Origin of the sequence: Mycobacterium sp. E796 (assembly GCF_001672815.1) — a bacterium.
Taxonomy (GTDB): Bacteria; Actinomycetota; Actinomycetes; order Mycobacteriales; family Mycobacteriaceae; genus Mycobacterium.
The window spans coordinates 34330-48398 of the sequence record NZ_LZKK01000022.1; the positions used below are offsets into that span (position 1 = coordinate 34330).

At 70.8% G+C, this 14069-nt stretch carries 13 protein-coding genes and 1 pseudogene; 11 read left to right on the forward strand and 3 right to left on the reverse strand.

The window, feature by feature from the left end:
- The first annotated feature begins 56 nt into the window (after positions 1 to 56).
- From A5706_RS01535 to A5706_RS01560, 6 genes are all read left to right on the forward strand, one after another.
- On the forward strand, positions 57 to 527 hold the full coding sequence (locus A5706_RS01535) for a GNAT family N-acetyltransferase (RefSeq protein ID WP_068126365.1): 471 nt from the start codon (positions 57 to 59) through the stop codon (positions 525 to 527).
- On the forward strand, positions 524 to 2356 hold the full coding sequence (locus A5706_RS01540) for a magnesium chelatase subunit D family protein (RefSeq protein WP_068126366.1): 1833 nt from the start codon (positions 524 to 526) through the stop codon (positions 2354 to 2356). Before A5706_RS01535 ends, A5706_RS01540 begins: the two co-directional genes overlap by 4 nt.
- A 16-nt stretch (positions 2357 to 2372) precedes the next feature.
- Positions 2373 to 2987 (forward strand): cob(I)yrinic acid a,c-diamide adenosyltransferase, encoded by a 615-nt coding sequence (gene cobO / locus A5706_RS01545; RefSeq protein ID WP_068126368.1) that lies wholly within the window; start codon positions 2373 to 2375, stop codon positions 2985 to 2987.
- A gap of 94 nt (positions 2988 to 3081) precedes the next feature.
- Entirely contained in the window at positions 3082 to 4452 is a 1371-nt protein-coding gene (locus tag A5706_RS01550; RefSeq protein WP_068126392.1) for a cobyrinate a,c-diamide synthase, read from the forward strand.
- 44 nt (positions 4453 to 4496) lie between these two features.
- Positions 4497 to 5693, forward strand: coding sequence for a uroporphyrinogen-III C-methyltransferase (gene cobA / locus A5706_RS01555; RefSeq protein WP_068126370.1), 1197 nt, complete (start codon positions 4497 to 4499; stop codon positions 5691 to 5693).
- A 33-nt stretch (positions 5694 to 5726) separates the two neighbouring features.
- The gene (locus A5706_RS01560) at positions 5727 to 7319 is read left to right on the forward strand and encodes an MFS transporter (protein ID WP_068126371.1); all 1593 of its coding nucleotides are present in this window, start codon (positions 5727 to 5729) and stop codon (positions 7317 to 7319) included.
- A gap of 7 nt (positions 7320 to 7326) precedes the next feature.
- Here the strand turns inward: A5706_RS01560 and A5706_RS31910 are convergent, their stop codons facing one another.
- The gene (locus A5706_RS31910) at positions 7327 to 8562 is read right to left on the reverse strand and encodes a sterol desaturase family protein (RefSeq protein WP_082964128.1); all 1236 of its coding nucleotides are present in this window, start codon (positions 8560 to 8562) and stop codon (positions 7327 to 7329) included.
- A 156-nt stretch (positions 8563 to 8718) separates the two neighbouring features.
- Between A5706_RS31910 and A5706_RS01570 the strand changes: the two genes are divergently transcribed.
- The gene (locus A5706_RS01570) at positions 8719 to 10467 is read left to right on the forward strand and encodes a proline--tRNA ligase (RefSeq protein ID WP_068126373.1); all 1749 of its coding nucleotides are present in this window, start codon (positions 8719 to 8721) and stop codon (positions 10465 to 10467) included.
- Positions 10468 to 10473: 6 nt separating this feature from the next.
- On the opposite strand, the gene A5706_RS01575 is transcribed toward A5706_RS01570, so the two are convergent.
- Together A5706_RS01575 and A5706_RS01580 are read right to left on the reverse strand one after the other, a co-directional pair.
- Entirely contained in the window at positions 10474 to 10920 is a 447-nt protein-coding gene (locus A5706_RS01575) for a ferritin-like domain-containing protein (protein ID WP_068126375.1), read from the reverse strand.
- 13 nt (positions 10921 to 10933) lie between these two features.
- Positions 10934 to 11467 (reverse strand): twin-arginine translocation signal domain-containing protein, encoded by a 534-nt coding sequence (locus tag A5706_RS01580; protein ID WP_068126377.1) that lies wholly within the window; start codon positions 11465 to 11467, stop codon positions 10934 to 10936.
- A gap of 182 nt (positions 11468 to 11649) precedes the next feature.
- Between A5706_RS01580 and rimP the strand changes: the two genes are divergently transcribed.
- From rimP to A5706_RS01595, 4 genes and pseudogenes are all read left to right on the forward strand, one after another.
- The gene (gene rimP / locus A5706_RS01585; RefSeq protein WP_068126379.1) at positions 11650 to 12201 is read left to right on the forward strand and encodes a ribosome maturation factor RimP; all 552 of its coding nucleotides are present in this window, start codon (positions 11650 to 11652) and stop codon (positions 12199 to 12201) included.
- Entirely contained in the window at positions 12198 to 13241 is a 1044-nt protein-coding gene (nusA, locus tag A5706_RS01590; protein ID WP_068126381.1) for a transcription termination factor NusA, read from the forward strand. Before rimP ends, nusA begins: the two co-directional genes overlap by 4 nt.
- 152 nt (positions 13242 to 13393) lie before the next feature.
- A complete protein-coding gene (locus A5706_RS31915) occupies positions 13394 to 13642 on the forward strand; it encodes a YlxR family protein (RefSeq protein WP_369831775.1) in 249 nt (82 codons plus the stop codon).
- A gap of 64 nt (positions 13643 to 13706) precedes the next feature.
- Positions 13707 to 13983 (forward strand): annotated as a pseudogene (locus A5706_RS01595) (translation initiation factor IF-2 N-terminal domain-containing protein); the annotation flags it as partial.
- Between the last annotated feature and the right edge of the window lie 86 nt (positions 13984 to 14069).

The following is a 14069-nucleotide window of genomic DNA, read 5'->3' on the forward strand; positions in this document are numbered from 1 at the left end:
CGCGCCGGCGACGATGCAATGGGGGCACCTGCCGCTTGCGGGGGAGAGTGGCGCCAATGACGGAAGCGCTGCGCCGCGCCTGGTCCAAAGACCTTGACGCCGCCACCCTTTACGAGCTGCTCAAGCTGCGAGTGGAGGTGTTCGTCGTCGAGCAGGCCTGCCCGTACCCGGAGCTGGACGGGCGCGACCTGCTCGCCGAAACCCGGCACTTCTGGCTGGAAACGCCCGACGGCGAGGTGATCTGCACGTTGCGGTTGATGGAGGAGCACGCCGGCGGCGAGAAGGCTTTTCGGCTCGGGCGCCTGTGCACCAAACGCAGCGCCCGCGGCCAGGGTCACACCACCCGGTTGCTGCGCGCCGCGCTGGCCGAGGTCGGCGATTACCCCTGCCGCATCGACGCGCAGGCCTACCTGGCCGACATGTACGCCCAGCACGGATTCGTGCGGGCCGGTGACGATTTCGTCGACGACGGCATCCCGCACATTCCGATGGTGCGTCCGGGCTCCGGTCTGGCGGAGGCGCCGTGAAGCCGTATCCGTTCAGCGCGATCGTCGGGCACGACCAACTGCGGCTGGCCCTGCTGCTGTGTGCCGTGCGCCCGGAGATCGGCGGCGCGCTGATCCGCGGCGAGAAGGGCACCGCCAAGTCGACGGCCGTGCGCGGGCTGGCCGGGCTGCTTTCTGCCGCGACCGGAAACGGGGAGCGCGCCGGCCTCGTCGAAATGCCGCTCGGCGCAACCGAAGACCGGGTGATCGGCTCGCTGGACCTGCAGCGCGTGCTGCGCGACGGCGAGCACGCGTTCTCCCCGGGGCTGCTGGCGCGCGCCCACGGCGGCGTGCTCTACGTCGACGAGGTGAACCTGCTGCACGACCACCTGGTCGACGTGTTGCTCGACGCCGCCGCGATGGGCCGGGTGCACATCGAGCGCGACGGCATCTCCCACTCGCACGAGTCGCGCTTCGTGTTGATCGGCACCATGAACCCGGAGGAGGGCGAGCTGCGTCCCCAGCTGCTGGACCGGTTCGGCCTCACCGTCGACGTGCGCGCGTCACGCGACGTCGACGTGCGGATGCAGGTGGTCCGGCAGCGCATGGCCTACGAGGCGGACCCGGACGCGTTCGCGGCGCGCTACGCCGACGCCGACGCGGAACTGGCCCGCCGGATCGCCGCGGCCCGGGCCCTCGTCGACCAGGTGTCCTTGCCGGACAACGAATTACGGCGCATCGCCGCCCTGTGCGCGGCGTTCGACGTCGACGGCATGCGGGCGGACCTGGTCGTGGCCCGCACCGCGGTTGCGCACGCCGCGTGGCGCGGCGCCAGCGCCGTCGAGGAACAGGACATCCGGGTGGCGGCCGAGCTGGCGTTGCCGCACCGGCGCCGCCGCGACCCGTTCGACGAGCCCGGCATCGATCGCGACCAGTTGGACGAGGCCCTGGCGCAAGCCGGTTCCGAAGACCCCGAGCACGATCCTGACCCGCCCGGGGGCGGGCAGGCCGCCGAAGCACCTGCACCGCAAGCGAATTCGAAGCCGGGGTCGTCGTCGATGAAACCGAGCGCACCGCCGTCGTCGACGTTTCGCACCCGGGCGTTGACGGTGCCCGGCGTCGGCGAGGGCGCGCCGGGACGGCGGTCGCGGGCGCGCAACACCTCCGGCATGGTGGTGTCCGCCGCCGACGGCGGCGACACCGCCTCCGGCGCGCACGGGCTGCACCTGTTCGCCACCCTGCTGACGGCCGCGGAGCGCACCGGAACGGCGCCGCTGCGGCCCGGCCCGCAGGACGTCCGCCGCGCCATCCGCGAAGGGCGCGAAGGCAACCTGGTGATCTTCGTCGTCGACGCGTCGGGCTCGATGGCCGCCCGGGACCGCATGGCCGCCGTGAGTGGCGCCACCCTGTCACTTCTGCGCGACGCCTACCAGCGCCGGGACAAGGTCGCGGTAATCACCTTCCGCCAACAGCAGGCCCGGCTGTTGCTGCCGCCGACATCGTCGGCGCACATCGCCGGTCGGCGGCTCGCCCGCTTCGACACCGGCGGCAAGACCCCGCTGGCCGAGGGCCTGCTGGCCGCGCGCGAGCTGATCATCCGGGAAAAGGCGCGCGACCGCGCGCGACGCCCGCTGGTCGTCGTGCTCACCGACGGCCGGGCCACCGCCGGGCCGGACCCGTTGGGGCGCAGCCGAATAGCGGCGGCCCGGCTGTTCGCCGAAGGTGCCGCCGCGGTGGTCGTGGACTGCGAGACGTCGTACGTGCGGCTGGGGCTGGCCCGCCAACTCGCGGATCAGCTCGGCGCGCCGGCGGTGCGGCTCGAGCAGTTGCGCGCCGATCACCTGACGCGCGCCGTGCGCGGCGCGGCCTGAGCGAGGATAAGCCCCCATGCCACAAGGGAAACCGCTCGAAGTGCCCGACGACGGCCTGACCACCCGGGCGCGGCGCAACACGCCCGTGCTGGCGGTGCACACCGGCGCGGGCAAGGGAAAGTCGACGGCGGCATTCGGCATGGCGTTGCGGGCGTGGAACGCCGGCCTGCGGGTGGCCGTGTTCCAATTCGTCAAGAGCGCGAAGTGGAAGGTGGGCGAGGAGGCGGCGTTCGCCCGGCTCGGCGAGCTGCACGGCCGCGACGGCGCCGGCGGAGCGGTCGAATGGCACAAGATGGGGGCCGGCTGGTCCTGGACGCGCAAGGCCGGCAGCGAAATCGACCACGCGGCGGCCGCGGCCGACGGTTGGGCCGAGATCGCGCGCCGGCTGGCCGCCCAGCGCCACGACTTCTACTTGCTGGACGAATTCACCTATCCACTCAAGTGGGGCTGGGTCGACGTCGACGACGTGGTCGACGCCCTGCTGGCCAGGCCCGGCCACCAGCACGTGGTGATCACCGGTCGCGACGCCCCCCAGCGGCTGGTCGACGCCGCCGATCTGGTCACCGAGATGACCAAGGTCAAGCACCCGATGGATGCGGGCCGCAAGGGGCAGAAGGGCATCGAGTGGTGAGCGTCCCCGCCTGGTCCGGCGAGGGCGCGTGTTTGTACGGCGACACGCCGTATTCGGTGTCATTTTGCGCGCGCTCGCGGCACCGGAACCGGCGATGACGCCGGTCCCCGCGGTGGTCATCGCCGCGCCGGCGTCGGGAAGCGGAAAGACCACCGTCGCAACGGGTTTGATCGGTGCTCTGCGCGAGGCGGGCCATGCCGTCGCGCCGTTCAAGGTCGGCCCCGACTTCATCGACCCCGGCTACCACGGCCTGGCCGCCGGGCGCCCCGGCCGCAACCTCGATCCGGTGTTGGTGGGGGAGCGGCTCATCGGCCCGCTGTACGCGCACGGGACCGCCGGCGCCGACATCGCCGTCATCGAGGGCGTGATGGGGCTCTTCGACGGGCGCATCGGAACGACCGCGCCCGCGGCGGGCTCCACCGCCCACGTCGCCGGCCTACTGGGCACCCCGGTGATCCTGGTGGTCGACGCGCGCGGCCAGAGCCACAGCATCGCCGCGCTGCTGCACGGGTTTTCGACCTTCGACGCCGCCACCCGCATCCGCGGCGTGATCCTCAACCGGGTCGGGTCGCCCCGCCACGAGCAGGTGCTGCGACAGGCCTGCGAGCAGGCCGGCGTCCCGGTGTTGGGCGCCATCCCGCGCACCGCCGAATTAGAACTGCCCACAAGGTATCTCGGGCTCGTCACGGCCGTGGAGTACGGGCGCCGTGCGCACGACGCGGTGCAGGCGATGACCGCCCTGGTCGCCCGCCACGTCGATCTGGCCGCCGTGGTGGCGGCCGCCCGCTGTGGCTGCGCGGACGCGCCGTGGGATCCCGCCGCGGCGGTGGGCGAGACGCCGGCCGCGCGCGCCACCGTCGCCGTGGCGGCCGGAAAGGCGTTCAGCTTCGGCTATGCCGAGCACGCGGAGCTGCTGCGCGCCGCCGGCGCCGACGTCGCCGAGTTCGACCCGCTCGTCGACGCGTTGCCCGACGGCACCGACGCGGTCCTGTTGCCCGGCGGCTTTCCCGAGCAGTTCACCGCGGAGCTGTCCGCCAACGGCGTTGTCCGCCGCCAGATCAACGAGCTGGCCGCCGCTGGGGGGCCCGTGCACGCCGAATGCGCCGGGCTGATCTACCTGGCCTCAGAACTCGACGGGCAACCGATGTGTGGGGTGCTGGCCGGGTCGGCGCACTTCACGCCGCACCTCACGCTGGCCTACCGTGAGGCCGTCGCGGTGGTGGATTCGCCGCTGTATTCCGTCGGCGAGCGGGTGGTCGGGCACGAATTTCACCGGACCGCAGTGACTTTCGCCCAGAGCTACCAGCCGGCGTGGGTGTACCAGGGTGATCAGGTCCAGGCCGTCTCCGACGGCGCGGTGCTCGCCGGCGTGCACGCGTCGTACCTGCACACCCACCCGGCCGCCGCGCCGGGCGCCGTGGCGCGCTTCGTCGCCCGCGCCGGCCGGCCGTCGAGCACCCCTTAGAACGATGGTGTCGACCCGCTGGCGGTCGACACTAGGCTTGCCGCGTGACCGACAACGCCTACCTGGCCGGGCTGCGGCTGGCCGGCAAGAAGGTCGTCGTGGTCGGCGGCGGGACCGTCGCTCAGCGCCGGTTGCCCCTGCTCATCGCCAGCGGCGCCGACGTACACGTCATCACGCGCACCGCCACCCCGGCCGTCGAGGCGATGAGCGGAATCGTCCTGTCGGTGCGCGAATACCGCGACGGCGACCTCGACGGCGCCTGGTACGCGATCGCGGCCACCGACGACGCCCGGGTGAACGCCGCCGTCGTCGCCGAGGCCGAACGCAACCAGATCTTCTGCGTCCGCGCGGACATCGCCGTCGAGGGAACCGCGGTCACCCCGGCGACCTTCAGCTACGCCGGCCTGTCGGTCGGGGTGCTGGCCGGCGGCGAGCACCGCCGGTCCGCGGCCATCCGGTCGGCCATCCGGGAGGCCCTGCAGCAGGGGGTCATCACGGCCGAGAGCTCCGACGTGGTGCGCGGCGGGGTGGCGCTGATCGGCGGCGGCCCCGGCGACCCCGAACTGATCACCGTGCGCGGGCGGCGGCTGCTCGCCCAGGCCGACGTCGTGGTCGCCGACCGGCTAGCGCCGCCGGAACTGCTCGCGGAGCTGCCGCCGCACGTGGAGGTCATCGACGCGGCCAAGATCCCGTACGGGCGCGCCATGGCCCAGGACGCGATCAACCACGTCATGATCGAGCGGGCCCGGTCCGGCAGCTTCGTCGTGCGCCTCAAGGGCGGGGACCCCTTCGTCTTCGCGCGCGGATATGAGGAGGTGCTGGCATGCGCCGAGGCCGGAATTCCGGTCACCGTGGTGCCCGGTGTGACAAGTGCCATAGGCGTGCCCGCGCTGGCGGGCGTTCCGGTCACGCATCGGGCGATAAATCACGAGTTCGTGGTGGTCAGCGGGCACGTTGCGCCGGGCCACCCCGAATCGTTAGTGAATTGGGATGCATTGGCCGCGATGCGGGGCACCATCGTTTTGCTGATGGCCGTCGAACGCATCGAGCAGTTCGTCGACGTGCTGCTGAAGGGCGGCCGACCTGCGGATACGCCGGTGCTGGTGGTCCAGCACGGGACAACCGCAGCTCAGCACACGTTGCGGGCCACCCTCGCCGACACGCCGGAAAAGATCCGCGCCGAGGGGATCCGACCTCCGGCGATCATCGTGATCGGGGCCGTAGCTGCGTTCGGCGTTTAAAAGATTCTTAAGATTACTGTAAGGTAACCCATTATGACGGCTCTCAACGACGCAGAGCGCGCGGCCCAAAACTGGACCTCCGCACGCCCCGATCGTCCGGCCCCGGTGCGCGCTACGCCGCCGGCGGAGACCGCCTCCGCACGTATCGGCAGGTATTCGCCTACGTGGCTGCCTTCGTGGCGCTTCATCGCGGCCGTGATCGCGATCGGTGGCATGCAGCTGCTGGCGACCATGGACAGCACCATCGCCATCGTGGCGCTGCCCCGGATCCAGAACGACCTGAGCCTCTCCGACGCCGGGCGCAGCTGGGTGATCACCGCGTACGTGCTGACGTTCGGCGGGCTGATGCTGCTGGGTGGTCGCCTCGGCGACACCATCGGGCGCAAGCGCACGTTCATCGTCGGCGTCGCGCTGTTCACCATCTCCTCCGTGCTGTGCGCGGTCGCCTGGGACGAGGCGACCATGGTCATCGCCCGGCTGCTGCAGGGCATCGGCTCGGCCATCGCGTCGCCGACCGGTCTGGCGCTGGTGGCCACCACCTTCCCGAAGGGTCCGGCTCGTAACGCCGCGACGGCCGTGTTCGCCGCGATGACCGCGATCGGCTCCGTGATGGGCCTCGTCGTCGGCGGCGCGCTGACCGAGCTGTCCTGGCGGCTGGCCTTCCTGGTGAACGTGCCGATCGGGCTGGTGATGATCTACCTGGCCCGCACCGCGCTGCGCGAAACCAACCGGGAGCGGATGAAGCTGGACGCGACCGGCGCCATGCTGGCCACGCTGGCTTGCACCGCCGCCGTCTTCGCCTTCTCGATGGGCCCGGAGAAGGGCTGGGTCTCGGTCACCACCATCGGCTCGGCCGCGGTGGCCCTGGCGGCCGCCCTCGCCTTCATCGTCGTCGAGCGCACCGCCGAGAACCCCGTCGTTCCGTTCGAGCTGTTCCGCGACCGCAACCGGCTGGTCACGTTCGCGGCGATCTTCCTGGCCGGCGGACTCATGTTCAGCCTGACGGTGTGCATCGGCCTGTACGTGCAGGACATCCTCGGCTACAGCGCGCTGCGGGCGGGTGTCGGCTTCATCCCGTTCGTCATCGCGATGGGCATCGGCCTCGGTCTGTCGTCGCAGCTGGTGTCGCGGTTCTCACCGCGGGTGCTGACGATCGGCGGCGGGCTCCTGCTCTTCTGGGCGATGATCTACGGCTCGCTTTTCATGCACCGCGGCGTGCCGTACTTCCCCAACCTGGTGCTGCCGATCATCGTGGGCGGGATCGGGATCGGCATTTGCGTGGTTCCGCTGACCCTGTCGGCGATCGCCGGTGTCGGCTTCGACCAGATCGGCCCGGTGTCGGCGATCGCGCTGATGCTGCAGAGCCTGGGCGGCCCGCTGGTGCTGGCCGTCATCCAGGCCGTGATCACCTCGCGCACGCTGTACCTGGGCGGCACCACCGGCCCGGTGAAGTTCATGAACACCGCGCAGTTGCAGGCCCTCGACCACGGCTATACCTACGGGTTGCTGTGGGTGGCCGGCGTGGCCGTCATCGTCGGCGGCGCGGCGCTGCTCATCGGCTACACCCCCGAGCAGGTCGCCCACGCGCAAGAGGTCAAGGACGCGCTCGACGCCGGCGAGCTCTAGCCCGGATCTAGGCCGCAAACGGCCACACCAGTTGACGCAAATATCCCGCGGGTTCGCCCTCGTCGATGCCGTACTGCGCGGGCCAGCCGTGCGCGGGTAGGTACAGGGTGCCGAACAGCGCGTCGACGGCCGGGAACTCCCCGGCGTAGTTGGAGTTGTACGCCCGGGGATCGCGGGCGTGATGCCAATGGTGGAACTGCGGGGTCGCGATCACCCACCTCAGCGGGCCGAACGTGAGCCGCACATTGGCGTGGATGAAAATCGCCTGCAGCGTGGTCAGCACGACGAAGGCGCCCAGGCTGATTCGACCGAACCCCAACGCATACAGCGGCAGCACCGCGCAGGAGCGGATGAAGATCTGATCCAGCGGATGCAGGTGGCTGGCGGCGAGCCAGTCCATTTCGCGGATGCTGTGGTGCACGCGGTGGAACCGCCACAACAGCGGAACCTCGTGCGCCGCACGGTGCCCCGCGTAGCCGCCCACCGTGGCGATCGCCAGCGCGGCGACGATCTGGGCCCAGCCCGGACTCGCGGCAATCGCGGAGCGGACGGGCGGGGGGACGAAGGCCCGCAGGACGGTGCCGACCACCACCACCGCGACGACGGTCCCGACCTTGAGCGCGGCCCCGTTGACCAGGTAGTGCACCAGGTCGGTACGCCATCCCGCCCGCAGAATCCGGCGCGGCCGCAGCGCGAACAGCCGCTCGAGCGGAATGAAGATGACCGCCAGCACGACCATCCCGATCACGATTCCGCCGCGCACGGACAGGGCGGCCAACACCAGCGCCGACGTGAGGAGAACCAGGACGACGCCACCGAGGCCCGGCCTGACCCCGTCTGACCCGCTCGGGACCCCGGCCGTCGCCGTCAACGGCTGGACCGAACGGGCCGGCCTGCCCAGCCGGCCCCACGCCGCGAGCACGCCGGCCGCCACCACCACCCCCGCGACACCGGCGGCCGGTCGCTGGGTCGCCAGCGCGATCGCGCCGATCAGCAGAACCGACTGGACGGCCAGGCCGGCCACGCCCAACACCCGTCGGCCCTGCAGCAGCCGCGTCGCGTGCCGGCCCACTAGCGCCGCCGCGCCGAGCAGGGCCAGCGTCAGCAATCCGGCGCTGTGGGCCGCGACAGCCGTTGCGGCGCAGAGGATTCCGATCAGCTCGAGCAAATACAAGGCGGTCAAGGTCGCCAGCAGGGGCCGGCTCCGGTGACCGGAGCCCCCGCCCGTCGCGGACGTGCCCATGCGCGTCAACGTATCGCGCGCCGCTGAGGAGAAGCTGAGTTTCCGGGCACATGAGGCGACGATTTTCGGCAGGCCCACGCCACTGGCTACTTCCATGGCCTGTGTCCTCAGCAGGCCGTCCCGGCCTGCATCGTCGCCAGGCTAGGCTGGCCCGCTGTGATCACCCGGATGTCCGAGCTGTTCCTGCGCACCCTGCGCGACGACCCCGCCGACGCCGAAGTGCCCAGCCACAAGCTGCTCATTCGCGCCGGCTACGTCCGGCCCATCGCGCCCGGGCTGTACAGCTGGCTGCCCCTGGGGCTGCGGGTGCTGCGCAAGATCGAACGGATCGTCCGCGACGAGATGAACGCGATCGGCGGGCAGGAGATCCTGTTCCCGGCCCTGCTGCCACGCGCGCCCTACGAGACGACGAACCGGTGGACCGAATACGGCGACGGCGTGTTCCGCCTGCAGGACCGCCGCGGCAACGACTACCTGCTGGGTCCCACCCATGAGGAGCTCTTCGCGCTGACCGTCAAGGGCGAGTACAGCTCCTACAAGGACTTTCCGCTGCTGCTCTTCCAGATCCAGAACAAGTACCGCGACGAGGCGCGGCCGCGGGCCGGCATCCTGCGGGTCCGGGAGTTCGTGATGAAGGACTCCTACTCGTTCGACATCGACGACGCCGGGCTCAAGGCCGCCTATCACGCGCACCGCGAGGCGTATCAGCGCATCTTCGAGAAGCTGCAGGTCCGCTACGTCATCGTGTCGGCGGTGTCGGGCGCGATGGGCGGCAGCGCTTCCGAGGAATTCCTGGCCGAGAGCGAAGTCGGCGAGGACACGTTCGTGCGCTGCCTGGAGTCCGGGTACGCGGCCAACGTCGAGGCGGTCGTCACCGCCCGCCCCGAGGCGCGCCCGATCGACGGGCTGCCCGAGGCGGTGGTCCACGACACCGGCGACACCCCGACGATCGCCACCCTGGTCGACTGGGCCAACGGCGCCGACCTGGGCCGTGAGATCACCGCGGCCGACACCTTGAAGAACGTTCTGCTCAAGGTCCGCCAGCCGGGCGGGGAGTGGGAGCTGCTGGCCATCGGGGTGCCCGGCGACCGCGAGGTGGACGACAAGCGGCTCGGCGCGGCGCTGGAACCGGCCGATTACGCCTTGCTCGACGACGCCGACTTTGCCAAGTACCCGTTCCTGGTGAAGGGCTACATCGGGCCGAAAGCGTTGCGCGGCAATGGCGTTCGCTACCTCGTCGACCCGCGGGTGGTGGACGGCACCAGCTGGATCACCGGGGCCGACGAGCCCGGCCGGCACGTCGTCGGGCTGGTCGCGGGCCGCGACTTCACCGCCGACGGCACCATCGAGGCCGCCGAGGTGCGCGACGGCGACCCGTCCCCGGACGGGGCGGGACCGCTGGTGTCCGCGCGCGGCATCGAGATCGGGCACATCTTCCAGCTCGGCCGCAAATACACCGACGCCTTCACCGTCGACGTCCTCGGCGAGGACGGCAAGCCGGTGCGCCTGACCATGGGCTCCTACGGCCTGGGCGTCTCCCGGATGGTGGCCGTCATCGCCGAGCAGCACCACGACGAGCTGGGCCTGCGCTGGCCGTCCGCCGTGGCGCCGTTCGACGTCCACCTGGTTATCGCCAACAAGGACGACCAAGCCCGCGCCGGGGCGATCGCCCTGGCCGACGACCTGGATCGGCTGGGTCTCGAGGTGCTGCTCGACGACCGCCAGGCGTCGCCCGGGGTGAAATTCAAGGACGCCGAGCTGCTGGGCGTACCGCGGATCGTCGTGGTGGGGCGGGGCTGGGCCGACGGCGTGGTCGAGCTGCGGGATCGCTTCGGCGGGCAGACCCGCGAGCTCGCGGTGGGCGAATCGCTGGCCACCGACATCGTGGCGGCCCTGGACCGGTAACGCGCGCTACTCGTTGCCGCCCGGGAAGCTGGTCGTGATCGGCCAGGCACCCAGCACGCGGTTCCACCTGGCGGCCATGACCGTGCTCTGCATCAGGGCGTTGGCTGCGAACGCGCGGTCGTCGGCCGTCTCCGCGTGCTCGATGACGGCGCGCCACGCCGTCGAGCAGTCGTTCTCCATGCGGGCCGCCAGCCGCGCCGCGTCGGCCGGGCTGCCGACCAGCATCGGCAACTGGTATCCCGCGGCGGCGACCGGCGCGTTGACCTTCCGCGCGGCCAGCATCGCGATCACGTCGTCGCGGCGTTGGCGGTGCTGGCCCAGGGCCTCCACCACCATGTCGTTGACGCTGGGCGGCGACAGCGCGGACACGATGCCGTAGCCGTAGATCGTCGAGTGCTCGATGGCCAGCGCGTCGCACAGGGCCGCGTTGTCGGCGTCTTTTCCTGTTGTCATATCGAGCCGGAACTCATATCGACGGCCCCCCGGGCACCAGCGCCACGGTCGCGGACGCCGTGCACGACGCGGCGATCGACGCGAGCAGCCCGGACCGGTAGCCGGACTCCGTCGTCACCAGCCGGCTGGCGTTCTCCGCGGACGCGTGCAGCGAGTTGATCACGTCGGGCACCGGCGGCGGTGGCGGCGGTGGGCCCGGCGGCGCGGTGGGGGCCGGGCTGGGGCTCGTGGTCTCGGTCGACGACGCGGTGAGCTTGCCCGCCGCCCGGGAGATCTCCGTGGACAGCGCGCGGGCGTGTGCGGCGCGTTGGGTCGCGACGACGGTCAGCGCGGCCGCGACCTGGGGCGCGAGACCCACGGCCGTGGCGGCGGCCCCGGCCAGCGCGCTGTCCTTGCGGGCCTGGTCCAGCGGGCCCAACAGGTTTTCGACGGCGGGCGGCTTCGGCTGCGGTTCGCCGCAGGCGGACGTGACCACCCCGAGCGCAGCAAGGGCTGCGGCGCCGGCGAGCACACCCCGCCGGTTGGTAACCGGTACTGCGCTAGGCACAGCAACATCCTGCCATTGCGCGAAGGTGGGCCGGTCCAAGGACCGTGACCACGCACGATCACGCCGTTATGGGCGTTTCCTGGCGTATCGTGGGTAGCTGACTGACACCGGAAACCACCCGGAAACCACCTGGGTGGCGACATCCGCCAGATGACCGGACAACTCAAGATGAGGAGCTCGCCGTGACCACCGGGCTACCTTCGCAGACGCAGGTGATCGAGCTACTCGACGGAGAATTCGCGCGCGCCGGCTACGAAATCGAAGACGTGGTCATCGACGGCCGCACGCGTCCGCCGCGGATCACCGTGATCGCCGACGGCGACGAGCCGCTCGACCTCGACACGATCGCCACCCTGTCCCGTTCGGCGTCGGCTTTGCTGGACGGCTCGGACATCGCCGGCGCCTTCCGCGACAGCTACGTGCTGGAGGTCAGTTCGCCGGGCGTGGACCGCCCGCTGACCAGCGAGAAACACTTCCGCCGCGCCCGCGGCCGCAAGGTCGAGGTCGCGTTGTCCGACGGATCGCAGCTCACCGGTCGGGTCGGGGAGACCCGCGATGGCACGGTCGCGCTGGTGGTTCGCGCCGGCCGGGACTGGACCGTACGCCAGATCCCCCGCGCCGAAATCGTGAAAGCCGTTGTGCAGGTTGAGTTTTCACCGCCAGCCCGGGCAGAGCTGGAACTGGCTGGATTGGCTGAGGCGGGGCGGCCGGACAGGACGGAGGCCGGAACATGAATATCGACATGGCCGCGTTACACGCGATCGAGGTGGATCGGGGCATCTCGGTCAACGAGCTGCTCGAGACGATCAAATCCGCGCTGCTGACCGCCTATCGGCACACCCAGGGTCATCAGATGGACGCGACCATCGAGATCGACCGCAAAACCGGCGCCGTTCGCGTGATGGCCCGGGAGACCGACGAAGACGGCAACGTCATCAGCGAATGGGACGACACCCCGGAGGGTTTCGGACGCATCGCCGCGACGACCGCGCGCCAGGTGATGCTGCAGCGATTCCGGGACGCCGAAAACGAGCGCACTTACGGGGAGTTCTCCACCCGCGAGGGCGAGATCGTCGCCGGGGTGATCCAGCGCGACAGCCGGGCCAACGCCCGCGGGCTGGTCGTGGTGCGGATGGGCAGCGAGACCAAGGCGTCCGAGGGCGTGATCCCCGCGGCCGAACAGGTCCCCGGCGAAAGCTACGAGCACGGCAACCGGATTCGCTGCTACGTCGTGGGCGTGACGCGCGGGTCCCGTGAGCCGGTGATCACGCTGTCACGCACCCACCCCAACCTGGTCCGCAAGCTGTTTTCGCTGGAAGTCCCGGAAATCGCCGACGGGTCGGTGGAGATCGTGGCGGTGGCCCGGGAGGCCGGGCACCGCTCCAAGATCGCGGTGCGCTCGAACGTTCCCGGCCTCAACGCGAAGGGCGCCTGCATCGGCCCGATGGGGCAGCGGGTCCGCAACGTGATGAGCGAGCTCTCCGGCGAGAAGATCGACATCATCGACTACGACGAGGATCCGGCCCGCTTCGTCGCCAACGCGCTGTCGCCGGCGAAGGTGGTCTCCGTGTCGGTCATCGACCAGACGGCCCGGGCCGCCCGCGTCGTGGTGCCCGACTTCCAGTTGTCGCTGGCCATCGGCAAGGAGGGCCAGAACGCCCGGCTGGCCGCGCGACTCACCGGGTGGCGCATCGACATTCGCGGGGATTCACCGGGGCACGCCGAGAGCCACGCCGAACACGGCGCCGGTCACCCGGTGGCACACGATCACTGACCTCACCTAACCGGCCCGTGCGGGCGGTTCTGACCTCCGGTCAAGTGACGCTAGACTGAGCCGTGATCCAGCGCGAACTTTCGGGCCCCGTGCGAACGTGTGTGGGGTGCCGAAAGCGAGAACTGGCCGCCGAACTGCTTCGCGTGGTGGCTGTGTCGACGGGGAACGGCGAATACGCCGCGATCGTTGACGACAGGAGTAGCCTGCCGGGGCGGGGTGCATGGTTGCATCCCGTGCCACAGTGCGCACAACAGGCGATTCGGCGGCGGGCTTTCACCAAAGCGTTGCGCATCACCGGTCCACTGGACACATCCGCGGTGGTCGAGCATTTGGCAGTGCACGATTCGCCCGGCAACAGAAGAGGCAGCAAAGAACATGAGCACACCGTGAAGTCCCGATGACCATGCGTCATAGCTAAACCCGAGGCGCGGCCCCGCTGCTGTCGCCTCATAGACAGGAGAAGTAGTGGCAGGTAAGGCCCGCGTACACGAGTTGGCCAAGGAACTCGGTGTCAGCAGCAAGGAAGTGCTCGCCCGACTGAATGAACAGGGCGAATTCGTCAAATCCGCATCGTCGACGGTAGAGGCTCCGGTAGCCCGCCGGCTGCGCGAGTCCTTTGGCGGCAGCAAGCCGGCCGCCACCAAGGCACCCGCCAAGTCGCTCGACAAATCCCTTGATCGAGCCCTGGACAAGGCGATCAGCAAGCCCGCCGGAAACGGCGAAGCGACCGCCGCGCCCGCCACCGCCGCCGCGCAGAGCGCCCCGGCCGCGACGGCCCTGAAGCCACCCCCGGGCGGGGCGCCGACGCCGCCGGCACCGCCCCAGTAG